This window comes from Segatella albensis DSM 11370 = JCM 12258 (assembly GCF_000426565.1).
Lineage (GTDB): Bacteria > Bacteroidota > Bacteroidia > Bacteroidales > Bacteroidaceae > Prevotella > Prevotella albensis.
The window spans coordinates 245,800-270,131 of the sequence record NZ_AUFP01000001.1 but is presented as its reverse complement, the minus strand read 5'-3'; the positions used below and the strand labels follow the sequence as shown (position 1 = coordinate 270,131).

Sequence of the window (24,332 nt, the reverse complement as noted above, 5' to 3'; positions counted from 1 at the left end):
AATATTCTTTATTTGAAAGAAATATTAGTTACATTTAAACTGATAATCTTTGATTTCTGCCAGATCTTTGTTAGCTTTTTCAATCTTGGCTCCGAGACCGGCTTTCCATGCATCAACCTTCTTAGCTATTTCAGTATCGGTAAGAGCAATCATCTCAGCTGCGAGGATTGCAGCATTCTGTGCTGCGTTTACACCAACAGTAGCTACAGGAATACCAGGAGGCATCTGGATGATAGAAAGCATAGCGTCAAGACCATCAAGCATACCCTTGATAGGTACACCGATCACGGGTAATGGAGTAGACGCAGCAATGACACCTGGTAATGCTGCTGCCATACCTGCTGCTGCGATAATAACTTTGATACCACGATTTTTAGCTTCTTTAGCGAAAGCCTCTACGGCATCAGGTGTACGGTGAGCTGACAGTGCGTTGACCTCGAAAGGTATCTCGTTGTCGTTCAACCATTTACATGCTTTTTCCATAACGGGCAGATCGCTTGTAGAGCCCATGATAATGCTGACTAATGGTTTCATATAATTTTATTTTATTGTTGTTTAATATTATTCTATATAATGATATAGGCAGAAACAAAGCCTAATATGAATCCAATAAGCACTTGGGATAGACTGTGTTGCTTTAAGATCATTCTGCTGGTACCTACCATTCCGGATACTAGAAGCACAAGACAGAGCCACCAAGTGGGATTGAAAGTGAATATCTCAGCAAAGGCCAGAAGTGCTCCTGCCACTCCTCCGATAGCTGCCGAATGTGTAGATATTTTCCACCAGATGTTGACAAATGCACAAACCATTTGGATGGTGAGGGCTGCAACCAAGATGATGCTGAGAAATCGCGGTACATTATGGTATACCATCCAGAAGAAGCAGAATACATAGCAGATGATGGATATGATATATGGAACTATTCGGCGTTCCTTTCGTCCTAATTGCATAGGTGTCCATCCCTGGTATCTACGATATAGATGTATCAGCATTGATGGTATCAATACCGTGAAGAGGTATACGAAGAGAATCATAAAGAGTTTATAGCTAAAAGGTAATTCTCTCATATAACTAAAGATAAAGAGGGCTAGAAATCCTACAAGTGGAAGATAGAACGGTGTGAAGATCAAACTCATCACCCTTGCTGTAAATATGATATTTTTTTCTTTCATTTTCTTCTTAATCGAGCTACTGGTATTCCTAACTGCTCACGATATTTGGTAATGGTTCTTCGAGCTATAGGATATCCTTTTTCTTTCATCTCAGAAGCTAAAGTCTCATCGCTTTTTGGCTTTTGATGGTCTTCATTCTCTATAATTTCCTTTAGTGCTATCTTTATTTTCCTTGTAGACAGTTCTTCTCCATCTTCGGTAGTATAACTATCCGTAAAGAAGAATTTCAGAGGATAGATACCCCATTTCGTTTGTACATACTTTACGTTGCTCACTCGCGATATCGTAGAAATATCAAGATTTGTTTTATCTGCAATATCTTTTAGAATCATAGGTCGCAAGTCTGCCTCGTCTCCATCCTGGAAGAATTTCTTTTGCCATTCGATGATGGCTTTGATGGTAATGGTCAGAGTATGTTGTCGTTGACGTATAGCATCGATATACCCTTTAGCCTTATCTACCTTTTCCTTGATATAAAGTAGTGCGTCTTTTTCCTGTCTGTTCAGTCCTTCTTTATTGTTTTTCAAGGAGTCCATCATTTCAGAGAAAGACGGTGAGATGGTAAGTTGTGGAAGACTGTCATTGTTGAGAGAAAAACTGATGCTTCCATCATCATTTGTCTCAACGATGAAGTCAGGTGTAATCTGTTGGATGTTTCTACCTTCAGTTTCCCCTAAAGACGAACCAGGTTTAGGATTAAGCTTACGTATTTCATCTTGTACCGTCTCAACCTGAGTATCAGAAAGTTGCATGCCAGATTTAATTTTATCCCAATGCTTCTTTGTGAAGTCATCGAAATACTCCTGGATTACGGTGCGCATGGTATCAGCGAGTTTTCCTTGTGGTAATCTTTGAATCTGCAGCAACAAACATTCTTGTAGATTTCTTCCTCCTATACCAGCAGGATCAAACTGTTGTAGTCTTTTCAGAATATTTTCGATGTGCGTACTATCTACATCTATGTTATGATAGATAGCGAGTTCATCGCAGATAGAGTCAAGATCTTTTCGCAGAATACCATCATTATCGAGTGATCCGATGAGATATTCCATGATGTCATGATCCTGATCTGTAAGTTCGAGCATATCCATTTGCTCTTTCAGTTTATCATAGAAGGATGTGGTATCTCCATATACGATTTCTTCGTAGTCAGCATTTTGTTTATTGTAATGCCCATTGTCATAGTCAGGCATTTCATCGTCTCGACCGATACTCTCTAGTGCAGAATCCAAAGCCTCTTCTCTTTCCTCACGTTCATTCTGCATTTCGAAGTCTTCTTCATTATTCTCGTCGTCAGAGTCACTTGATGGAGTAACAGCTTCCTCATTGAAATTGCTTTCCTCGTCGATTTTTTCGAGAGCAGGGTTATCATCAAGTTCTGCATCTATATTCTCCTCCAGTTCAGTCAATGGCATCTCGAGCAACTTCACCTGTAGCATCTGTTGTGCCGACAGTCGTTGAAGCTGCTGTAACTTCTGCGTTTGTGTTTGAACTAATTTCTGAACCATATATACCTATATAGAGATTTACAGTATTTTTCTATCCGTTTGCCTATTTGTAGTATTCTTTGAGTTGTGTTGCTAAGTTGTATAATATCTTTGGATTATCATTTCCAAATTTATTCCATATACTCTGGCAGGGTGCAAGTAATGGTGATATCATCAAATCATCCCTATTAAGATAAGGATCACAGAATTGGTACACTTGTAACACCTCAGAGATAAGAATAGGATTCACGTGAATAAGTTTACCCAAATCAATAATTTCCGGAGTCTCAGGAACCATAGTGATGGGGGTAAGTTGAAAGTATAAATTCAGGATGAGGATAAGTTTAACATTCGTAAGATCTGGATACCCATTGATGGGCTTCCAATCTTTCTCAAAAGATTCTTTGATGTTTACTCCTTCGTAGAATTTTTCAGCATTACCATATCCTTTCATGTTTCTGAGTAAGTTTACCTCTTTGGCCAGTTTTCTCGGATTCTTCCCGTAGGCATCCCAAAGCCTTTTCATCTTAGGAGTGACCATTCTGAGTTTAAACATTTGTTCATACAGAAACTGTGGTGGTATGTGAAGCTCCAGACTCAAGTCGACAATGGAACGAGAGTAAAGGGGCTTTACTCCGACTGGCTTTTTCATATATAGTTGCATGAGCAGTAACCAGTATTCATCAGACCACAAAGGATGTTTTGCCATAATACTTTCCGTATTTATACTTTGATGCAAAAATACAAAAAAAGAGAGTAAACACAAAATATTATATGATGGTTTTTTCGGTTCATTCTTAAAAGTTTGTGGAAAGGATAAATCAGGACTATCTGTGGAGACTGTTTTCATGCTTTTCTTAGTGTAAGAAGAAAAGTATAGACAATAAAAAACGCGTGGCATTATTGCTACGCGTCCATCTATTTCTTTCTTCTCAAATTTTTCATAACCTTTAAAGGTCTGTTCTATCCCTCATCATGTAACCTGTGGTTGCAAATATTGCAGCCCAGGTAATTACTAACATCATGTTCATCTTTCTACCTTTCTTTCTATCTACCTACTGAATTGTCGTCCCTTGTAAAACAATCTTTAATTTACCTTATCCTTATTCTAATACCTGTTGTCCCTTAATAACAATCTCAATTTACCTATCTAATCTAATCCTATTTCAAACTAACAATCTTTCTTACCTTTCCTAATCCTATCAACTAAACAATCTTAAACCTAAAAACCTAATAACCATGTGCGGAACAACTTCCGCTTTTTCCTTTTGACATTGCAAAGGTAGGTTGATTTTTGGTAATGCACAATGTTTTTCAAGAAAAAGACGATAAATGATATGCTTTCTTGATATATATCAAATGATTGTGTGCGAACACAATATGTTATTAAGCAGTTTTTGATATAAATCAAGCCATAAAGGAGGTTATCTGTAGATTTTTAGTTTTATATTTGCAACATCTAAGATTTAATAAAAATGAAAAGAACTATTATTATGCTTTCTTTGATGATGCTGTCTGTTTCTATGATGGGACAACAGGCAAAGAAAGATTTTAAGTTAGATCGTCGTTTATCGGCTAGTAATTATCTTGCATATCCGGGACCATTACAGAAGCAACTCACTCCTGCTCCTACAGGATACCACGCTTTTTATCTGAGTCATTATGGGCGTCATGGCAGTAGATATCAGATTGGAAAGGGCGATTATGACAAACCGTATTTTATTTTGCTTAAGGCTGATTCTCTCAACAAACTTACTCCTAAGGGTAAGGAACTGTTGGAGAAGGTGCGCCGTATCCGCGAGTCTGCCATGGGTAGAGATGGAGAGCTGACGCTTCGTGGTGCAGAGCAGCATAAGCAGATAGCAAAGCGTATGTATGAGAATTTCCCTGAGATATTCAGCGATTCTGCTCATGTAGATGCTAAAAGTACCGTTGTAATCCGCTGTATTCTTTCGATGGAAAATGCTCTGCAACAGTTATTGATAGAGAATCCTAAACTTAAAATACGTCATGATGCAAGTTATCATGATATGTATTACATGAATCTTAGTGATGATGACAATATTGGTGGTTGGAAGAAAAAGGGTACTCATTGCAAGGAATACACAGATTTCATAAAGAGCCATACCAATTATAGTCATGCCATGAAGTTGATCTTTAATGATGAAGATTACTGGAAGAAGCAAATTGATGCAAATCGGTTAGGTCATAAGTTGTTCAGTATGGCCAGCAATATGCAGAGTTTAGATTTGCGTGATAGTATCTCTTTGTATGATATATTTAGTGATGAGGAGATATACAACAGTTGGAAATGTGACAATGCTTTTTGGTATGTTTCTTTCGGACCATCTCCTTTGAGTGGTGGACAGCAACCTTACAGTCAGCGTAATCTTCTTCGCAAGATCATCACCGAGGCTGATAGCTGTATTGCCCTTGAACATCCTGGCGCAACATTACGTTACGGACACGATACGATGGTTATGCCACTTACCTGTCTGCTTGATCTAGACGGATTTGGTAAACAAATCAAGAATCTTGATGACCTGGATAAAGAAGGCTGGCTTGATTATCGTATTTTCCCAATGGCATGTAATATCCAGTTTGTTTTCTATCGTAAAAACTATGGAGATAAAGATATCATCTTTAAGGTACTAAGAAATGAAAATGAGGCTACCTTGCCTATCAAGACCGATATAGCCCCATATTACCATTGGAACGACTTCAAAGAATATTATCTGAAAAAACTAGATGGTTATCTTAAATGATAATCTCTAATAACTGTTTATTTCTGTCTTGACAGACCATAACAGATCGTTTTCATCGCCACATATTCATAGCTCAGGTACATAAATCCATGAAGAGGATTGCCTGTTCCCCATGAATTTTTGGCGATGAAATATTTTCTCCCCTTCTTGTCATGAGCCAATCCTACAAGTGTCATGGCGTGGTCATCAGTTGTTTGGTGGTTCTCAAACATCCGTTGTCGGTTCTCCTGTGTTATGTTACATGAAGAAGGTAATATGGCAATGCCGTCAGCAAATGAGAAACCAGGTTCGCTGATGTCACCTTCCCAGAATACAGGATGCCCCTTGCGAATATAATTCTCGATGGTCGTCATCATCGTTTTCATATCTACATTATAGCACCGATCATTCATCATGTTGTCCGGAGATTCTATAACAAACTCTTTTCCAAAAGGGTGATGAGTGAAACTGGTAAAGAATAGATACTCATCAGGCACACAAACACTATGAGCAAACTCTAATGGCGTGTATTCAGCACCGAGCATATGTACGAATTTTGCTGGCATATATCCCATATCTTCATCGATGGCATCCTCCACATCCTCCTGATAAGTTCGGAGACCTTTCGATAGACGAGTGTAGCACAAGGCCATCTTTTCAATCTTCCTTGATAACACCTTATAGTTGATATTATCCTTGTCAGGGTATGAATCGTATGGCTCGGCACCATACTTATTAATAAGGTGAATGAAAGTCATACCCATACCTCTCATAGAGATACTACAGTTTCTATTATTGAAAAATAATTTATAGGCTTTATCCCTGAGCATCATTCTGGCATAGAAAGCAGGTGACAGATTCACGGAATCCCCCTTCATCAGATGTTCACTTTCGATAGTGGCAAGCATAGCGTAAATCCAGCATACATCACTATGCCCTTGGTTCTTCACAGGAGTGGTTTTCAGAAATACATCGTTATGTATTCCAAGATGCTGAGCAACAGGCACTTTGTGGTCCCTGCACCCACATAAAAAGATGATAAGAGCAATAAAAAATACATGATTCTTCATACAAGATGCAAAAATACAATTTTTTTTGTAACTTTGCAGCCATGAATGCAAAAATTGAAGAATTCGAAGTTATGGCGCCTGTCGGTTCGCGCGAATCGTTGGCGGCTGCTATTCAAGCTGGTGCCGACTCTGTATATTTCGGTATTGGTAAGTTGAATATGCGTTCTCATTCAGCCAATCACTTTGATATTAGTGATTTGCGTGAGATTGCAGCTACTTGTAATGATCACGGTATAAAGACCTATCTCACGGTAAATACCGTAATTTATGATGGAGACATTGCTACGATGAAGGAAATTATAGATGCAGCCAAAGAGGCAGGTATCTCTGCAGTCATCGCAAGTGATGTTGCTGTAATGTCATATTGTAATGAAGTGGGTGAGGAAGTACATCTCTCAACCCAACTTAACATATCAAATACAGAAGCATTAAAGTTTTATTCTCGTTTTGCTGATGTCTCTGTATTGGCACGTGAACTGAATATGGATCAGGTGAAGGCGATCCATGAACAGATTATCAAGCAGAACATTTGTGGTCCGATGGGTAAGCAAATTCGTATCGAGATGTTTTGTCATGGAGCACTTTGCATGGCAGTGAGCGGCAAATGTTATCTCAGTCTTGCCAATGCCAATCGTTCAGCCAATCGTGGTGAGTGTGTGCAAATCTGTCGTCGTTCTTATACGGTAACAGATAATGAAACCGGTAATCAACTGGAAATAGATAATAAGTACGTGATGAGTCCGAAAGACTTGAAGACAGTTCGCTTCATCGATCGTATGATGGATGCAGGTGTAAGAGTGTTCAAGATAGAAGGACGTGCCCGTGGCCCAGAATATGTATATACTGTAGTCAAGTGTTACAAAGAGGCTATCCAGAGCGTACTTGACGGTACCTTCACCGAAGAGAAGAAGGACGAATGGGATAAGCGATTAGCTACCGTATTCAATCGTGGTTTTTGGGATGGCTATTATCAGGGACAGACCTTCGGCGAGTGGAACAAGCATTATGGAAGTGTAGCCACAGAGAAGAAAGTTCTTGTAGGTAAGGTGATGAAATACTTTAGCAAGTTGAATGTGGCAGAGGTAGCAGTAGAGGCTTCTGAGTTTAACAAGGGTGATAAACTGCTCATCACAGGTCCAACAACAGGTGTGATGTATTTGAATGCCGACGAGATACGCTTCGATTTGAATCCTGTAGAAGTTGCTAAACAGGGACAGAGAGTTTCTATTCCGGTAAAGGGTAAAGTGCGTCCTTCCGACAAACTTTATAAACTTATAACAGTAAACGAAATTAAGGAGATAAAATAATGACGATAAAGGAAGCACAAGATGAAGTCATCGAAGAGTTTTCCGACTTCACCGACTGGATGGATAAATACCAGATGCTGATAGATTTAGGTAATGATCTTGAGGTTTTGGACGAAAAATATAAGAACGATACCAATCTGATAGACGGTTGTCAGAGTCGTGTATGGGTACAATGTGACTATGAGGATGGTAAACTCGTGTTTACGGCCGATAGTGACGCATTGATCGTGAAAGGTATTATCGCCTTGCTCATCCAGGTGTTGAGCGGTCATACCCCAACAGAAATTCTTGATGCCGACCTCTATTTCATCGACAAGATAGGTTTGAGAGACCATTTAAGTCCTACACGTAGTAATGGCCTCTTGGCAATGATCAAACAGATCAAAGCATATGCTTTGGCCTATAAAGCAAAAGAAGAAGCATGAGAAAACTGAAAGCGATAGAAATGCATCGCATGAGTATAGAACAATTTAAGGAGGCCGAAAAGCTTCCTTTAATTGTTGTACTTGACGATGTACGCTCATTATATAATGTAGGTAGTGTCTTCCGTTGTGGTGATGCTTTTCGTGTAGAAGCAGTATATCTCTGTGGTATTACGGCTTGTCCTCCTCATGCTGAGATTCACAAGACTGCCCTTGGAGGTGAGGATAGCGTCGACTGGAAGTATTTTGAGCGCACAGAAGATGCTGTCGAGGAATTGCATCGTAAGGGATATTACGTGTATAGTATTGAACAGGTGGAAGGCAGTACAAAACTTCAGGACTTAGGTAGCGACTTAAGAAGACTTATATCTGCAGAAACCTCCGAGAAGCCTCAGGGATTCGCTATGATTATGGGTAATGAGGTGAAAGGAGTAAAGCAAAATGTTGTAGATATGAGCGATAACTGTCTGGAGATTCCACAGTTTGGAACCAAGCATTCCCTAAATGTTAGTACCACTACCGGTATCGTAATTTGGGAATTTGTCAAACACCTCTTTATATAAATTGTAAAATAATGCAGTAAGCTGTTTGAACTATTTCAAATTATTACTATATTTGTTTTCGTAGAAATATGCTCGCTAGTTCGTACTATCCGATACTAGACGTATAAGTATACGTTTGAGAAGAAAAATATAGTATTTTATGCAGTAATAGGCCCGTATTTATGAAAAAATATGTACCTTTGCTTGCAAATAAAGATAATAATTAGATGGCTTACACTAGAATAACCGCTGCTGAAGCTGCAGCATTAATAAAAGATAATGCATATATAGGATTAGGGGGATTCACACCGAATGGAGTCCCTAAGGCTGTATTTCGCGAATTATCAAAGCGAGCAATATCCGAGCATGAAGCTGGTCGTCCTTTTCAGGTAGGAATACTTACAGGCGCTTCTTCTCTCCAAAGTGTTGAGGGAGATATGGCCAATGCTCACGCTATCAAGTTTCGCGCCCCATTTTCTACCAATAAGGATTTTCGTACACATACCAATCTTGGCGAGATAGATTATGAAGACACCCATCTCGGTCACATGGCAGAGCGTCTGCGTCATGGCTTTTATGGCGAGATAGACTGGGCTATTATCGAGGTGAGTGATTTAGAAGAAGGAGAGAACCTATGTAAGGCATATCTTACTTCTGCTGGAGGTATTGCCGTGACAATAGCCCGACTGGCAAAACGAGTGATCATAGAATATAACCATTTCCACAATCCAAGTGCAAAATTGCTTCATGATTGTTATGAACCCGGTGAGTGTGGATTTGCCCGTCAGCCTATTCCTATTATCCATGTAGGTGATAAGGTGGGTAAGAACTATATCGAGATAGATCCTCACAAGATAGTTGGAGTAGTAGAATGTAACATTCCTGAGGAGGCACGTTCTTTCAAGGCTATGACAGCAGAAACCCAACAGATGGGATATAATGTTGCAGAGTTTTTGGTTAAGGACATGAACGAGGGAAGAATACCTCCACAGTTTTTGCCTTTGCAGAGTGGTGTCGGTGCTACGGGAAATGCGGTGCTGCAAGCACTTGGACAAAATCCACATATACCTCATTTTGAAGTCTATTCGGAAGTCGTTCAGGATGCAGCCATCGATTTAATACAAAAAGGTATCATCACGAATGCATCGGCTACAGCGATGACGGTGACCAATGAAACCTTGAAGACCGTTTACGACAATATGCGCTTCTTCAAGCAGCATCTCGTTATCCGTCAGAGCGAGATTGCCAACTCACCGGAAGTCATCCGTCGCTTAGGCGTCATCGCCCTGAACACAGCCATAGAGTGTGATATGTACGGTAACGAGAATTCCAGTCATATCTGTGGCAGTAAGTTGATGAATGGTATTGGTGGTTCATGTGATTACGAACGTAATGGATATATCAGTATCTTTACGACGGCATCTACAGCAAAGGACGGAAAGATATCCGCCATAGTACCGATGTGCTCTCATGTAGATTCTACGGAGCATGATGTAGATGTTATTGTAACAGAACAAGGTGTTGCCGATCTTCGTGGCAAGGGACCTATGCGTCGTGCTAAGGAAATCATCGAGAACTGTGCACATCCCGATTACCGTCCGCTGTTGCGTGAATACCTCAGAATTGCCGAGAAGGGGCATGAGCCACAGTCTATGCGTGCAGCTCTTTCCTTTCATGATACATTCATGAAGAAAGGAGATATGCGACTTACCGATTTCGGAGATTATCTGAAATGATGATAAAAAATAACGCTTGCAGATTCTTCTGCAAGCGTTATTATATATTATTAAGGTGTTAGTATTACTTGTTAAGTTTCCAAGTTACACCATCCTTAGTATCTTTTACCTCGAAGCCATTGGCAGCAAGTTCGTCACGAATCTGATCACTTGTAGCCCAATCTTTGTTGGCTTTAGCCTTAGCGCGAAGTTCCAGTACCATATCTACCACCTTACCGTAAGCTTCCTCACGTGCATCGTTATTGTCACCCTTTTCACTTCTTAAACCTAAGAGTTCGAAAGTGAATAGATTCATCGTCTCCGTGAGTTCTTTCAGACACTCAGCACTGATCTTAGCCTTATGGTCGAGCAAACTGTTGATGACATGGCAAGCCTCGAAGAGATAACTGATGACCAGAGGAGTCTGCAAATCATCATTCATGGCATCATAGCACTTCTGTCGCAGCGCTTTGACGAATTTCTCCGTTTCAGGGTCACACTGGTCAGAAACAGGAATACGACTTAAGTCATGGATACCGTTCATCAGTCTGTTGTATCCCTTTTCTGCAGCATGCAGAGCATCATTAGAGAAATCCACAGTACCACGATAATGCGCACTAAGAATGAAGAAGCGGATAGTCATTGGAGAATAAGGCTGGTCAAGACTCTCGTGATTACCTGTAAAGAATTGCTCCAGTGTGATGAAGTTACCCAACGATTTACCCATCTTTTGACCATTGATGGTAATCATGTTGTTGTGCATCCAGTAATGTACCATCTGATCACCCTGACTGGCAACAGCTTGTGCAATCTCACATTCATGATGAGGGAATACAAGGTCCATACCACCACCGTGAATATCAAAGTGGTTGCCGAGATATTTTCGTCCCATAGCGGTACACTCACAATGCCATCCTGGGAAACCGTCACTCCAAGGACTAGGCCAGCGCATGATATGCTCAGGTTGAGCCTTCTTCCAAAGCGCGAAGTCCACCTGATTTTTCTTTTCGCCCACACCGTTCAGCGTACGGCTGTTGTTGATCATATCCGTCAGGTTACGGCCTGAGAGAATACCATATTTATGGTCTTTGTTATACTTCTCGATGTCGAAATATACCGAGCCGTTGCTGATATAAGCATAACCATTATCAAGAATCTGCTGTACCAGTTGCTCCTGCTCGATGATATGCCCGGTAGCGTGAGGCTCGATAGAAGGAGGGAGCACATTCAGCGCATTCATGGCATCATGATAGCGATTGGTATAATATTGTGCAATCTCCATAGGCTCCAACTGCTCAAGTCGTGCCTTCTTCTCGATTTTGTCGTCACCCTCGTCAGCATCATGTTCCAGATGACCTACATCAGTAATGTTACGAACATAGCGCACCTTATAGCCCTGATGCTTCAGATAACGGAAGAGAATATCGAAAGTGATGGCAGGACGAGCATGTCCCAGATGCGGGTCACCATATACCGTAGGGCCACAGACATACATGCCAACATTAGGAGCATGTAGTGGTTTAAAAAGCTCTTTCTGTCGAGAAAGAGTATTATAAATCAGAAAGTTTTGTGTCATAATGAAAGAATTTCTATTTATCCAACAGCATCATAACCATTAGTACTGTTATTTTTCAGAAGGTCGTGTAGGTTCATCTCATGGAAACCTGTTGCACGCTTCTGTTCCTCTATTTCCTCAGCCTCTTTCTTCTCAGCCTCAGAGTGAGTAAAAGTCATCTTACCTTTTAGTTCGGCAATACCCCAGCCGACGAGTGCTACAACAATGAATAGCACGAATGCTAATTGAATTGACATAATATACGTATATTTGAAATTTCTGACTGCAAAGTTAATTGTTTTTTCTGAAACCACCTTATTATATATACGAAAATTTTAGTTTACACGGGATATCCTGTGATAAATTACTCTTTCTGATGGAACCCGACGCCTTGCTGGGTTGCAACATAGATGTTGCCGAATTTATCTTGTGAAACTTTTCCTTTCAAGTGTATGGTGTATTTTATCTTTTGTGTCTTAGGGTCGATAATGATGAAAGTATTGGCCTGATCTTTGTTATTTGTAGAATAGACATCGCGTATATCGTGGAAATAGACGCTGTCGGCAGGCAGAAGTTCACAACTGCCATCAGCTTTGATCACGTTGACGTCCTGTCCATACACTTCTACCAAGAGTTGGTCTTTATTCGTCATCACGTTTTCAGGGATTCCGTCCTTGGTAACCTTTATAGTATCGCATATCACAAAGTTGGGAAAGCCTTCTTGCGGCGAGTGCGTCGTGTTAGGCTTCCATTTTATCTCGTGAACCGTACTGTCTCCCTCTTCGTTGTAAAAGAATTGATTGTCGGTTTGCCAGTATGTTCTACCCCTGACGATTATTCCTCCTATCACCTTCTTCTTGATATCTATCATTGCCAGTGAGAGCTGCTTTCCTGTATTTCTGTCATAGATAGCCGTAAAAGGTCGTCCACATCTACCGACAAATTGGTTCTGAAAAGCTATACCATAGTTTTGCATGTATATTTTATCCCCATAGATTTTGAGCGAAGACTTAGAACCGCATTGTGCAGGGAGGTCGGTTGTCCATCTCGTTTTGAGATCCTTGTCAAGACAGTAGAGGTGTTCGGCATCCGCAACGAAAAGACTGTCACCGGAGAAAATGATGTTGCTGTGTGTACCGGTGAGAATAGCGCTCATATCAACGGAGAAGATAGCCTCATTTACGAAATCACTACTAGGAAGGGTGTATCTCGGTTTAGCGAAGCTTAATCTCGATTTCAATGGTTCTTTGATTCCTGCCGTAAAGGCATGGCGAAGGGTATCTCCCGTGACGACATTTAATCGGATAAGACTGTCGCCCATGATGTAGATAATTTTATCAGAGTTGTCATCAAAAATGTTAGTCCAAGGGTAGTGTATGTTTCCTGTGATAGTCTTGTGCCAAAGAGGTTTGCCGGTTGTTGTCTCATAGGCTGTGAAGAGGTCGCCTTTTCTGTTTCCCGAACAGATGGTCACCTGCTTAGTTTTGCTAAGCAATACCAGTTCATCCTTTGTTGTCCACACCTTTTCACCCTTGAGATTGAAGAAAGTAGGCTTTCCATAACGGAAAGAGAACATTTTTCCAAGCGAATAGGTCATATATCCCATCATGTTGGCATATATGAGTTGTTGGTTCTTGAAGGTAGGTTCTGCAATTTCCTCGAGCGTTTCAGTGTTAAACAACTTGTTTCCGTTTTTATCCCCCACCAGGAGTAAAGGAGCATCGGAGAACAGTTTGAGCTTCTTAACTTCTCCGTCGGTAGAGACGTAATGGCACATGAAAGGCTTTCCATCTGCGCACTTGCCCAATTGCACTTCCGGATAATCCGCCAATGACTTCTTTTGGGCTTGAATAGATAGTATCGAGAGGACGGCAATGATTAGACTGAGTATTTTTTTCATTGTAGTAAGTAAATGATTGTTGAAGACAAAGGTACACTTTTTTTCACAATATAGATGCTGTTAGCACAAAGAAAATCAACATATTTGCCTTCCACCCCTCCGCATCGCTCGGACGTCTCCTTGTGACCCTTCGGGATGCCTTCGGGACTGGGGAGCGCTACACCCCGTCCTTCAGGATTGCGATGGCAAAGATACAACATCCCCAAAAGCCGATGATGCGTTGTTATACGTTACGCTCCTTTTGATGCCTTCTTATACGTTTCTTTACGGCTCCCCTAGGAAATAGACGATAATTCGTGCCTGGCGAGGGGTAAGATATTTGTCTTTTTCCATGCCCGACTCACCGACGAGATGAGCCAAGAGTCCGCAAGGCTCCTTCCACGTATTGTCCGGATACATGAACTCCGTTCCGAAAATGTAAGCTCCCAAAGCAGGAAAAAGCATCGGTACGATAACTTCACGCATATCAGGTGAGATTTGAGAGACCAAAAGTTTGATACATTCGGTACCTTTACCGAGGTATGGCATCATAGGAGATGCCTGTTTCGTAATATCGTATTTCATTTTAAAATCGTTAAATTATTGATATTCAACTTCTTAGAGAAAGAGCTAAGATTTAAAGCGTTACAGTTACAGTTGTTACAGTTGTTTTTTATGCGTTATGCACAATTAGGGAATTTTACACCCTTATTAGTTTTTATATATATTATATATATAATATATATAAACATATAAATAGATAATAAAGAGTATAGAGTGTACTACCTCACAGAAAACGAACTGTAACTGTAACAACTGTAACGCTTTTCTTTTAATTCATTCTCATCTCCCCCAAAATCGCCTTCTTCTCTACGAAGCCCAGCGCCATCTTCAGTTCCTCAGCCGCATGGAGACAGAAGTCACGGAAAAGTTTGTTCTTACGAAGCATCTCCTTGATGACTGAACCGATCAAACAAGGCTCCGCATGATACTTACCATGAGGAGCCTTGTTGCGTTAATGTCGGGGACGGAAGACCTTATGGGCCTTTTGTTATTTTTATGTTTTCGCGGAAATTGAAGACGATACATTTATCTAGATGACGAAAAAAGTCTGTATCTTTTGGTTTAACATTTGCTGTTCTAACGTTAATAATTTTAACTTGTTGGATGGTTGCTGATGACAGATGACAATTTGCATTTTTGTGTGATATTTTAGTGATATTCAAAAGAAAAACCGTATCTTTGTGTTTGATTAGATACAAAATTCTTATGAAAAAGCGCTTGTTATTAACTTCGGTTTTTATAGCCGTGTGTACAGGTATCTTTGCACAGTCGGATATGAACCAGTATATCGACAAACTGATGCAGAAGATGACCTTGCAAGAGAAAATAGGTCAGTTGAATTTGCTTCCTGGTAACGACATCACTACGGGAGCTGTCATGAAAAGTCCTTTGGGCGAACTTACGGCTAAAGGCGAACTTGGTGCGGTGCTCAATGTCAAGGGGCTCGACAAGATTCGTGCCTTGCAGGAGGTCGCTGTCAAGAAGAGCCGACTCGGCATTCCGCTGATCTTCGGTCAGGATGTCATCCATGGCTATCAGACGGTCTTTCCTATTCCTTTGGCATTATCATGTAGCTGGGATATCGCTGCTATCGAGAACAGTGCCCGCATCGCTGCCAAGGAGGCTACGGCCTTAGGAATCAACTGGGCATACAGTCCGATGGTAGATATTGCCCTAGATCCTCGTTGGGGACGTATTGCCGAGGGCAATGGCGAAGATCCGTTCCTCGGCGCTTGTATCGCTCAGGCTATGGTGAAAGGCTTGCAGGGTAATTATGGTAAGGAGAACGTGATGGCGTGTGTGAAGCATTATGCGCTTTATGGCGCTATTGAGGCCGGTCGCGACTATAATACCGTGGACATGAGTAAGGTGCGTATGTATAATCAGTATTTCGCAGGTTATAAGGCTGCTGCCGAGGCTGGAGCCGGCTCTTTTATGACGAGCTTCAATCTCGTAGACGGTATCCCTGCCACTGCCAATAAGTGGCTTGTCACGGATGTGCTGCGCAACCAGTGGAAATATGATGGCTTTGTGGTGACCGACTATGGTTCTATCAAGGAGATGACGAGTCATGGACTGGGCGACCAGATGACTTGTTCTGCGCTCGCTCTGAAGGCTGGTACTGATATGGATATGTGCAGCAATGCGTTCATAGAGAATTTGGAGAAATGCTTGAAGTCCGGCACCGTCTCTCAGGCTGATATCGACCGTGCATGCCGTAAAGTTCTCGAAGCAAAATATAAGTTGGGATTGTTCAAAGACCCATATCGTTTCATTGATAAGAAGCGTCTGCAGAAAGATCTTTATACTGCCGAGAATCGTGCTGCTGCACGTCAGTTGGCTGCAGAGACTTTCGTCTTGTTGAAGAATGATGATCATATCCTTCCTTTGCAGAAGAAGGGCAAGATTGCCTTGATCGGCCCTCTTGGTGACAATCGTAGTAATATGGTGGGCTGTTGGTCTACCGGTGATATTCCGGAGAAATACAGTACTCTGAAAGAGGCTATGCAACGTGCGGTGAAGGGTAAGGCTGTCGTGGAATATGCACAGGGCTGTAATATCTATGCCGATGAGACCACTCAGAAAGGGGCTACTTTCGGTCGCCCGATACCCCGTGTGAATGATGCGGAGGCTCAGAAGGAGGCTTTGCAGTTGGCTCAGCGCGCTGATGTTATCGTGTGTGCTATGGGTGAGATGGCAGAGATGAGCGGTGAGAGTTCTAGTCGCTCTGACCTTGCTTTACCGGATGTACAGATGCAACTGCTTCAGAAACTTGTAGCTTTGGGCAAACCGTTGGTGTTGTTGAACTTCTCGGGTCGCCCTACCATCATGAAGTGGGAGAGTGAGCATGTTCCTGCCATCATGAATGTATGGTTTGCCGGCAGTGAGGCTGGTGATGCCATCAGTGATGTTCTCTTCGGCGACCAGATGCCATCGGGCAAGTTGACGACGACATTCCCTCAGTCGCTGGGACAGATTCCTTTGTATTACAATCATCTGAATACCGGTCGCCCTGTTGCGCCGCGTGCCAAGGAATATCAGAAATTCCAGAGCAACTATATCGATGTAAGAAACGACCCTCTCTATCCTTTCGGTTATGGCCTGTCTTACACCACCTTCTCTTATAGTGACATCACCTTGAGCGGTAAAACCCTCGGGCGTGACGGTAGGCTCACGGCTACTGTTACCGTGACCAACACGGGCAGTCGCGATGGTGATGAGATCGTACAGATGTACACTCACGACCCAGCAGCCCGTGTGGCTCGTCCTGTCAAAGAACTTAAAGGCTTCCGCCGTATTCATCTGAAGGCAGGCGAAAGCACTCAAGTAAGTTTCGAGATTACACCGGAACTCCTGAAATATTACGATGCCGATTTGAATCATGTCATCGACCCAGGAGAAATAGAGGTGATGGTGGGCCCTGACAGTGATGATCGGAATCTCAGGAAGTCTACGATTACTGTTTTGTGATCATATTGATGAAGTATTGGTGAATTCTCGGGTCATCATTCAGTTCCGGATGGAATGAAGTGACCAGTTGGTTTCCCTGTTGCGCAGCGACGATATGTCCGCCTGTTTCGGCAAGGATGTCGACATGAGGTTCTCCTCTCATGATATAAGGTGCTCTGATGAAAGTCATGGGCACCTTTCCTATTTCTTGGAAGTTGTCTTCGGTATAGAAGCTACCCATCTGTCTGCCGTAGGCATTCCTCTTCACGTGGATGTCCATGGTTGAGATCCTTTCAAAATCCTCACCCTCTACATCTTTCGCCAGCAGAATCAATCCCGCACAGGTTCCAAACACAGGAAGTCCTTTCCGGATATCTTCCTGTATGGGCTTCAACAGTTCCAAATCCTTCAGCAGTTTCAGTTGCGTCGTACTCTCACCGCCCGGGATGATGAGTCCGTCTTTATGCTCATCCCAATCAGATCGTTGTCTGATTTCAAAACTGTCTATGCCCAAGTTGCAGAGCATCTTGCGATGCTCAGCAAAGGCACCTTGTAAAGCTAATACCGCTATTCTCATCATCTTCTACGATACCTATTATTTACCACGTTCAGCCATCAGTAATTTTATCTCTTGCTCGTTGATGCCCACCATGGCCTCACCTAAGTCTTCACTGATCTCGGCTAGTATCTTAGGGTCGTTGTAGTTGGTTACAGCCTGTACGATGGCTGTGGCACGCTTGCGTGGGTTGCCGCTCTTGAAGATACCGCTGCCCACGAAGACACCTTCTGCACCCAACTGCATCATCAGCGCAGCATCGGCAGGGGTTGCTACACCACCGGCTGCAAAGTTGACTACCGGTAGTTTGCCATGGTCGTGAACATATTTCACCAAGTCGTAAGGCGCCTGCAACTGTTTGGCAGCTTCATAGAGCTCGTCTTCACTTTTGCTTACGATGTCGCGAATCTGACTCTGCATCATCCTCATGTGCTTCACGGCCTGTACGACATCGCCTGTGCCCGGTTCGCCCTTGGTACGAATCATCGTGGCCCCCTCAGCGATTCGGCGGAGAGCCTCACTCAGGTTCTTGGCGCCACATACGAATGGTACTTCAAATTTTGTCTTGTCGATGTGATATACATCATCTGCTGGTGAGAGAACCTCGCTCTCGTCGATATAGTCTATCTCGATGGCTTGCAGAATCTGAGCTTCTGCGAAGTGACCGATGCGGCATTTAGCCATTACCGGAATACTTACAGCCTCTTGTATTCCCTTGATTATCTTGGGGTCGCTCATGCGCGATACGCCACCTGCTGCACGAATGTCGGCAGGGATGCGTTCTAGTGCCATTACTGCACAAGCGCCTGATTCTTCTGCGATACGAGCCTGTTCTGGAGTGGTTACGTCCATAATCACACCGCCCTTCAGCATCTGAGCCAAATTGCGGTTCAAAGTCTGTCTGTTTTCTGACATAATAAAATCTTTCTTCTTTAAAAAAGGTAATTCTTTGATACTGATCAATCCTTTTGTTTCCGGAATTTACTCGGGGTTAATCCTGTAAGTTTTCTAAAATATCTTGTCATGTGAGCCTGAGAAGAGAATCCCAGTGCGTATGCGATTTGTTGCACGTTGTTCTGTGTGGTAAGCAGCTGTCGCTTGATGTTCTTGATCAGATAGTCGTCGATGATTGCCTTAGGGGATTGTTCCGACACACGGCGCGTCACCTGAGCCAAGTATCTGCTGCTTACATTCAGCATGTCGGCATAGAACTGTACGTCGCTATGCTTTTGGTAATGCTTGTGCATGAGGTTGATGAAGGCATTATATAGCTCACTACTTCGCCCTTGTAGATTGTTGTGTCTGAGCGCTTTCTGCACAACATATTCGTGGGCTTTCTTTATCGCCTCATGGAGTTCGACACCTTGACAGCGATAGGCGGCCAGTGCCGAGGCAAAGGCATTGGTTTGTCCGTGTATCACAGGCAATGTTTCATCGATGACAAGCAGATGCCTTTGATCGTCGGGATGGAAATACCCGATATCTTTTCTTTTGATGATAATCCAGTCGCACAACGGGAACAACTGTCGGCCGACGAGAGTGAGAATATCCTCATTCATAAGTTGCTCGCCTCGTGCTGAGAATATCACGGGGTGATAGATCACTTGGGCCGGATGATATTTCAGAATAGCTCTGCAGAGTACGTCGAGCACCTTTTGGTTACGAATCATACCAATCTTTACCACTTCTGGTGCCACATCATTCATGATGGCGTCTATCTGTCCTGCGATGACATCTGCCGGTAGGTCGTAGAACTCTTGAATGCCCAGTGTGTTCTGAATGGTGATAGAGGTGATCACCGATAGAGCATTGCCACCAAGTTCCGATATGGTTTTCACATCGGCCTGTATACCTGATTCGCCTGTGCTATCGGAACCGGTTATCGTCAATATCACCTTCTTATTTTCCATCACGACTGCAAAATAAGGAAATAATATCGAGAAAAATGAAAATTGTTCTCGTTTTGGTAAAAAATAATTCAGTTTGGGATAATTTGGTATACTTTTTTAGATATATTGCATCAGAATGTCCCAAACAGCGATGATATGGCAGATGCTTCCTGCCAAAACAAAGAAATGGAATACGGTATGCATGTATTTGCGTTTGCGGAGACTATAGAATAATGCTCCCGTGATATAGCATACGCCTTCGGCTACAATCCAAATGAAAGCTGCTGTGGTAAGTGCGTCGAGGAGTGGTTTCAATGCGGTGAGCACGCACAGACCCATACCGACGAAGGTTAGTGTTTCCAGATTGCTGTGCCCTTTCAGTTTATAGAAACTGGAGATGGTGCCGGCAATGGCGCACACCCATACGAATATGAATAATGCCCATCCCCAATAGCCTTCATCGCGCAAGGCTATCAAGGTGATGGGTGAATAGCTTCCGGCGATATGCCAGTAGATTGCTGCATGATCCCATTTGCGCAGTCGTTCTTTCCATTTGCTCCATGCTGATACTGCATGATAGATCGTTGAGGCGATGTATGACATGAGCATACCGAAGAGATATAGGATGACACCAGCCGTTGCCCATCCATTGCTGTTGGTGAAACAGTAATATAGGAAGATGGTACCGACAATGATGCCCAGTACAATTCCTCCGGCATGGCTCCATGAGTTCCATAGCTCTTCTTTATGCGAGAAAAATATCTTTAGTTTCATACATCTATTTGTAGATTTACTGCTGCAAAAGTAGTGATTTATTTCGTTATTGCTGCAAAATTAATATGGTTTTACATTCCTTTGTAGTAGAATGCCGTTAATAGACGATAAGACCGACGATGCCACAGAGGGCAAGTACAAGGATAGGGTTGGCCTTGTAGAATCTTGTGGCAACGAAGGCTGCGGCAAAGAGTGCGATGCTGATGGCGAAGGAGAACATATCCTCATGAGGTGAACCAAAGTTGTCTTTGTTCATCAGCATGATGGCAGCAGCGGCAATCAGTCCGATGATGGCTGGACGAAGGGCTGCAAAGATATCCTTCACGATCGGGGAGTCTTTATGATTCAACAGATAATGACTGATACAAATCATGAGGATGAATGGTAGCCATATGATAGCCAGTGAGGCGATGACGGCACTTATGATGCCTGCCCAATGGGGAAATCCTGCATTTACTACGGCCACATAGCCTGTATAGGTGGCCGCGTTGATACCGATAGGGCCTGGGGTGGACTGACTGATGGCTACGATATCGGTAAACTCGGAACTTGTGAGCCAATGGTTCTTTACTACTACATCGTTGTAGATAAGGGAGATCATGGCATAACCACCACCAAAGTTGAATATGCCGATCTGTGAGAATATCCAAAATATTTTTACGAATAACATCTGTCTTGCTTTTTAGTCTTTTATATTGTTTCTCTTTCTCTTGTATTTGCCATAGAGGAATCCTGATATTCCGGCTGCAATGATAATCCAAATTGGTGATACGCCCATAGCTGCTATTAGCAGACAGCAGACGATGGGAATCCAACAGTTGTATCGGTTGATGTTGGCTGTCTTGGCCATCTTGAAACAGGGTGCTGCGATGAGAGCCACTACTGCAGGACGAGCTCCGCGGAAAAACTTAGCAACATAAATGTTATCCTTGAAAGTATGGAAGAACATGGCAATGAGCAGAATCATGATGATAGAAGGTAAGGCTATGCCAATAGCACCGACGATGCCGCCCCAGACGCCTTTCATCTTATATCCGATATGGCTGGCCATATCTATTGAAAATATACCTGGGGTGGTTTGTGCCACTACCATGATATCCATGAATTCTTGTCGTTCCATCCAATGGTTCTTGTCTACAAACTCCTGTTCCATGATTGGAATCATAGCGTATCCTCCTCCTAAGGTGAAAGCTCCAATCTTATTACAGGTTAAGAAAAATTTTAATAACATATTTCTTTTTGTTTAGTTTCTTTATCAATGTCTTTTACCTCATTCTTATTCCGCTGCAAAGGTAGTGCTTTTTTCTTTATTCTTATTTGTATATCGCATTAAATTATTATAAGTAGTGATTAGAATTCTCTCATAGAGATATCTACAAACATGAATCCCATGAAATCTATTTTTTGTATATATAGACTTCATGGGACTCATATGAATATCTCACCGAGAAGAGTTATCGTTTCTTCTTTTCTTGTTCTATGATCGTAAAATCAAGTTGCTTCTTCTCCAGATTGGCTTTGGCAACCTTAATTCGGACAGCATCACCTAGCTGATATTTGTGATGGTGACGGCGTCCTACAAGACAGAAGTTGCGCTCATCGAACTCATAATAGTCGTCGTCAAGGTCACGCATAGGAATCATACCTTCACAATGATTCTCGTCAATCTCGGCATAGATACCGAAACTGGTGATACCACTGATGTGAGCAGGATATTCGTTGCCTATCTTGTCGCCCATAAACTCTACCATCTTATATTTTATAGAGTCGCGTTCGGCACTCTGGGCTATTAACTCCATGTCACTGCTATGTTCGCAAAGTTTCTCGTAATATTTTTCGTTGGCACTTCTTCCACCTTGCTGATAACGGGTGATCAAACGATGAACCATCGTATCCGGATATCTTCGGATAGGAGAGGTAAAATGGGTGTAGTATTCGAAGGCCAAACCGAAGTGACCGATGTTGTGAACACTATATTTCGCCTTCATCATTGCTCTAAGAGCAACGGTCTGTATCATCTTCTGCTCTGGCTTTTCCTCGCAGTCGTCCATCAATTTGTTCAGAGCGCGAGCCGTCGCTCCCATAGTACTGGTGCTCTTCAGTTTGTAACCGAACTTCACGATGAACTGGCGCAATGTTTCCAACTTCTGAGGGTCTGGATTGTCGTGAATACGATAAGGCAGGGTCTTAGCCTTTTTACCTTTCTTCACCTTACCAACATCCTCGGCAACGGTTCTGTTGGCAAGAAGCATAAACTCCTCAACAAGTTTGTTGGCATCCTTTGACCGTTTGAAGAAACAGCGTATTGGCTTTCCTTTCTCATCAACTTCAAAGTGCAACTCTTCAGAGTCGAACTTCACGGAACCATCTTTAAATCTCTTGGCACGGAGCTTTTTGGCCAGACGGTCAAGCATAATCAGATTGTCGGCATAATCTCCTTTGTATCCTTCCTTAGGAGCTGCAGGAGCAGGTTCGCCGGTGCCGTCAATCACACCATTGTCTTCTAGAATCTGTTGTACCTCTTCATAAGCATATCGGCGATCGCTCTTGATGACACAATGCACGATTCTGTATTTCTTAACATCGCCATTTTCATTCAAGTCGAATATGACGCTGAAGGCTAACTTCTCCTCGTTAGGGCGAAGACTACATACAAAGTTGCAAAGATGCTCTGGGAGCATAGGAATGGTGCGGTCGACAAGATAGATACTTGTGGCACGCTTTTGAGCCTCACGGTCGATGATGTCGCCTTCTTTCACATAATGACTGACGTCAGCAATGTGAACACCTACCTGATAGAGTCCATTATCTAACTTCTTGAACGATAAAGCATCATCAAAGTCTTTAGCATCCTTCGGGTCGATGGTACAAGTCCATGTATCGCGGAAGTCTTCACGTTCCTTCAGGTCTTGTTCGGTAATCTCTCCTGTAATCTTGTTGGCAGCATCCTCTACAGCCTTTGGATATTTGTAAGGTAGACCATACTGAGCGAGAATGGTGTTCATCTCTACATCGTTGTCACCGGTTTGTCCTAAAATGTCCACAACCTCACCGATAGGACTCTTTACCTCACCGTCAGGCCATTCTATGACCTTCACGATAGCCTTATCATCCATTTTTCCTCCTTTCAGCTTGCGTCTAGGAATGATAATGTTGTGAGCAAAGGTATCACCTTGGGTTACCAGATAAGCTAGTTCCTTATCTACCTTCAGGCGACCGACAAAAGTGTCTTTGGCACGCTGGAGTACTTGGTTGACTTGCGCTTCACGAATATGATTGCGACGGCGCGCAAGAAAGGTGAATTCTACCTTATCTCCGCTGAGAGCTCCCATAGAGTTACGTTCAGAAACAAAGATCGGTTGGTCGCTGCCCTCAGGAATCACAGAGTTCTTACCATTCGCCTTACGAACAAATGTTCCTTTCTGTACCTGACCAGACTGGTTAAGTTGATAACTGTTATCGCTGACTCTTTTCAGAAAATCATCCCATGCCATTTCTTCCATGGTGTCAATGGCAAGCATCTTCAGGGGATGAGTGTTTAGCTTGAGTGCTTTGAATATCTCTTTAAATGAGAAAACTTTGCCAGGTTGAGATGCGAAGAAATTTTCCAATTTCTCACTCAACAGTTTCTTCGACATTCGTTTTCCACCTTTCTTTCCTTTTCCCATAGATATGTGTTTTTTATATTTTATGGGCAAAGTAAC

General features: G+C 42.6%; 23 protein-coding genes. 6 read left to right on the top strand and 17 right to left on the bottom strand.

The features are described 5' to 3' along the window. Positions 1–24: 24 nt before the first annotated feature. The 4 genes from purE to K333_RS0101215 are packed head-to-tail and all read right to left on the bottom strand — an operon-like array spanning position 25 to position 3,371. The gene (purE, locus tag K333_RS0101230) at positions 25–534 is read right to left on the bottom strand and encodes a 5-(carboxyamino)imidazole ribonucleotide mutase (protein WP_024990127.1); all 510 of its coding nucleotides are present in this window, start codon (positions 532–534) and stop codon (positions 25–27) included. Positions 535–566: 32 nt separating this feature from the next. Continuing rightward, entirely contained in the window at positions 567–1,175 is a 609-nt protein-coding gene (locus K333_RS0101225; protein ID WP_027452237.1) for a phosphatase PAP2 family protein, read from the bottom strand. Further along, positions 1,172–2,683, bottom strand: a complete 1,512-nt coding sequence (gene rpoN / locus K333_RS0101220; RefSeq protein WP_024990125.1) for an RNA polymerase factor sigma-54 — start codon at positions 2,681–2,683, stop codon at positions 1,172–1,174. Before rpoN ends, K333_RS0101225 begins: the two co-directional genes overlap by 4 nt. A gap of 43 nt (positions 2,684–2,726) precedes the next feature. Then, entirely contained in the window at positions 2,727–3,371 is a 645-nt protein-coding gene (locus K333_RS0101215; RefSeq protein WP_024990124.1) for a hypothetical protein, read from the bottom strand. 766 nt (positions 3,372–4,137) lie between these two features. On the opposite strand from K333_RS0101215, the gene K333_RS0101210 reads away from it, so the two are divergent. After that, positions 4,138–5,427, top strand: a complete 1,290-nt coding sequence (locus K333_RS0101210; protein WP_024990123.1) for a histidine-type phosphatase — start codon at positions 4,138–4,140, stop codon at positions 5,425–5,427. Between the two features lie 17 nt (positions 5,428–5,444). Here K333_RS0101210 and K333_RS0101205 read toward each other — a convergent pair whose 3' ends face one another. After that, complete coding sequence (locus K333_RS0101205) at positions 5,445–6,476, bottom strand: C1 family peptidase (RefSeq protein ID WP_024990122.1); 1,032 nt, start codon at positions 6,474–6,476, stop codon at positions 5,445–5,447. Between the two features lie 41 nt (positions 6,477–6,517). Between K333_RS0101205 and K333_RS0101200 the strand changes: the two genes are divergently transcribed. The 4 genes from K333_RS0101200 (at position 6,518) to K333_RS0101185 (ending at position 10,483) form a co-directional block, all read left to right on the top strand. Next, complete coding sequence (locus K333_RS0101200) at positions 6,518–7,783, top strand: peptidase U32 family protein (RefSeq protein ID WP_024990121.1); 1,266 nt, start codon at positions 6,518–6,520, stop codon at positions 7,781–7,783. Next, positions 7,783–8,208, top strand: a complete 426-nt coding sequence (locus K333_RS0101195) for a SufE family protein (RefSeq protein WP_024990120.1) — start codon at positions 7,783–7,785, stop codon at positions 8,206–8,208. The genes K333_RS0101200 and K333_RS0101195 overlap by 1 nt, the downstream gene beginning before the upstream one ends. Further along, a complete protein-coding gene (locus K333_RS0101190) occupies positions 8,205–8,768 on the top strand; it encodes a TrmH family RNA methyltransferase (RefSeq protein ID WP_027452236.1) in 564 nt (187 codons plus the stop codon). The genes K333_RS0101195 and K333_RS0101190 overlap by 4 nt, the downstream gene beginning before the upstream one ends. Before the next feature lie 206 nt (positions 8,769–8,974). Further along, on the top strand, positions 8,975–10,483 hold the full coding sequence (locus K333_RS0101185) for an acetyl-CoA hydrolase/transferase C-terminal domain-containing protein (RefSeq protein WP_024990119.1): 1,509 nt from the start codon (positions 8,975–8,977) through the stop codon (positions 10,481–10,483). Positions 10,484–10,547: 64 nt separating this feature from the next. Here K333_RS0101185 and cysS read toward each other — a convergent pair whose 3' ends face one another. The 5 genes from cysS to K333_RS13270 all read right to left on the bottom strand — a co-directional run bounded on the left by cysS (position 10,548) and on the right by K333_RS13270 (position 14,869). Next, positions 10,548–12,038 (bottom strand): cysteine--tRNA ligase, encoded by a 1,491-nt coding sequence (gene cysS / locus K333_RS0101180; RefSeq protein ID WP_024990118.1) that lies wholly within the window; start codon positions 12,036–12,038, stop codon positions 10,548–10,550. Between the two features lie 17 nt (positions 12,039–12,055). Beyond that, entirely contained in the window at positions 12,056–12,274 is a 219-nt protein-coding gene (locus tag K333_RS0101175) for a hypothetical protein (protein ID WP_024990117.1), read from the bottom strand. 107 nt (positions 12,275–12,381) lie between these two features. Next, complete coding sequence (locus tag K333_RS0101170; RefSeq protein WP_024990116.1) at positions 12,382–13,917, bottom strand: PQQ-binding-like beta-propeller repeat protein; 1,536 nt, start codon at positions 13,915–13,917, stop codon at positions 12,382–12,384. Positions 13,918–14,181: 264 nt separating this feature from the next. Then, a complete protein-coding gene (locus K333_RS0101165; protein WP_024990115.1) occupies positions 14,182–14,481 on the bottom strand; it encodes a hypothetical protein in 300 nt (99 codons plus the stop codon). A 247-nt stretch (positions 14,482–14,728) separates the two neighbouring features. Next, the gene (locus K333_RS13270; protein WP_161624543.1) at positions 14,729–14,869 is read right to left on the bottom strand and encodes a hypothetical protein; all 141 of its coding nucleotides are present in this window, start codon (positions 14,867–14,869) and stop codon (positions 14,729–14,731) included. A 296-nt stretch (positions 14,870–15,165) separates the two neighbouring features. Here K333_RS13270 and bglX point away from each other — a divergent pair, with 296 nt between their 5' ends. Further along, positions 15,166–17,430 (top strand): beta-glucosidase BglX, encoded by a 2,265-nt coding sequence (bglX, locus tag K333_RS0101155; RefSeq protein WP_027452235.1) that lies wholly within the window; start codon positions 15,166–15,168, stop codon positions 17,428–17,430. Here the strand turns inward: bglX and pdxT are convergent. From pdxT to rnr, 7 genes are all read right to left on the bottom strand, one after another. After that, complete coding sequence (gene pdxT, locus K333_RS0101150) at positions 17,417–17,986, bottom strand: pyridoxal 5'-phosphate synthase glutaminase subunit PdxT (RefSeq protein WP_024989525.1); 570 nt, start codon at positions 17,984–17,986, stop codon at positions 17,417–17,419. The genes bglX and pdxT overlap by 14 nt on opposite strands. 18 nt (positions 17,987–18,004) lie before the next feature. Then, the gene (pdxS, locus tag K333_RS0101145; RefSeq protein WP_024989524.1) at positions 18,005–18,880 is read right to left on the bottom strand and encodes a pyridoxal 5'-phosphate synthase lyase subunit PdxS; all 876 of its coding nucleotides are present in this window, start codon (positions 18,878–18,880) and stop codon (positions 18,005–18,007) included. Between the two features lie 44 nt (positions 18,881–18,924). Next, on the bottom strand, positions 18,925–19,875 hold the full coding sequence (locus K333_RS0101140; protein WP_024989523.1) for a hydroxymethylpyrimidine/phosphomethylpyrimidine kinase: 951 nt from the start codon (positions 19,873–19,875) through the stop codon (positions 18,925–18,927). A 96-nt stretch (positions 19,876–19,971) separates the two neighbouring features. Next, the gene (gene trhA / locus K333_RS0101135; RefSeq protein WP_027452234.1) at positions 19,972–20,628 is read right to left on the bottom strand and encodes a PAQR family membrane homeostasis protein TrhA; all 657 of its coding nucleotides are present in this window, start codon (positions 20,626–20,628) and stop codon (positions 19,972–19,974) included. 97 nt (positions 20,629–20,725) lie between these two features. Further along, on the bottom strand, positions 20,726–21,298 hold the full coding sequence (locus K333_RS0101130; protein WP_027452233.1) for a chromate transporter: 573 nt from the start codon (positions 21,296–21,298) through the stop codon (positions 20,726–20,728). Positions 21,299–21,310: 12 nt separating this feature from the next. Then, complete coding sequence (locus K333_RS0101125; protein ID WP_024989522.1) at positions 21,311–21,859, bottom strand: chromate transporter; 549 nt, start codon at positions 21,857–21,859, stop codon at positions 21,311–21,313. A 223-nt stretch (positions 21,860–22,082) separates the two neighbouring features. Further along, the gene (gene rnr / locus K333_RS0101120; RefSeq protein ID WP_024989521.1) at positions 22,083–24,296 is read right to left on the bottom strand and encodes a ribonuclease R; all 2,214 of its coding nucleotides are present in this window, start codon (positions 24,294–24,296) and stop codon (positions 22,083–22,085) included. Positions 24,297–24,332: the final 36 nt, after the last annotated feature.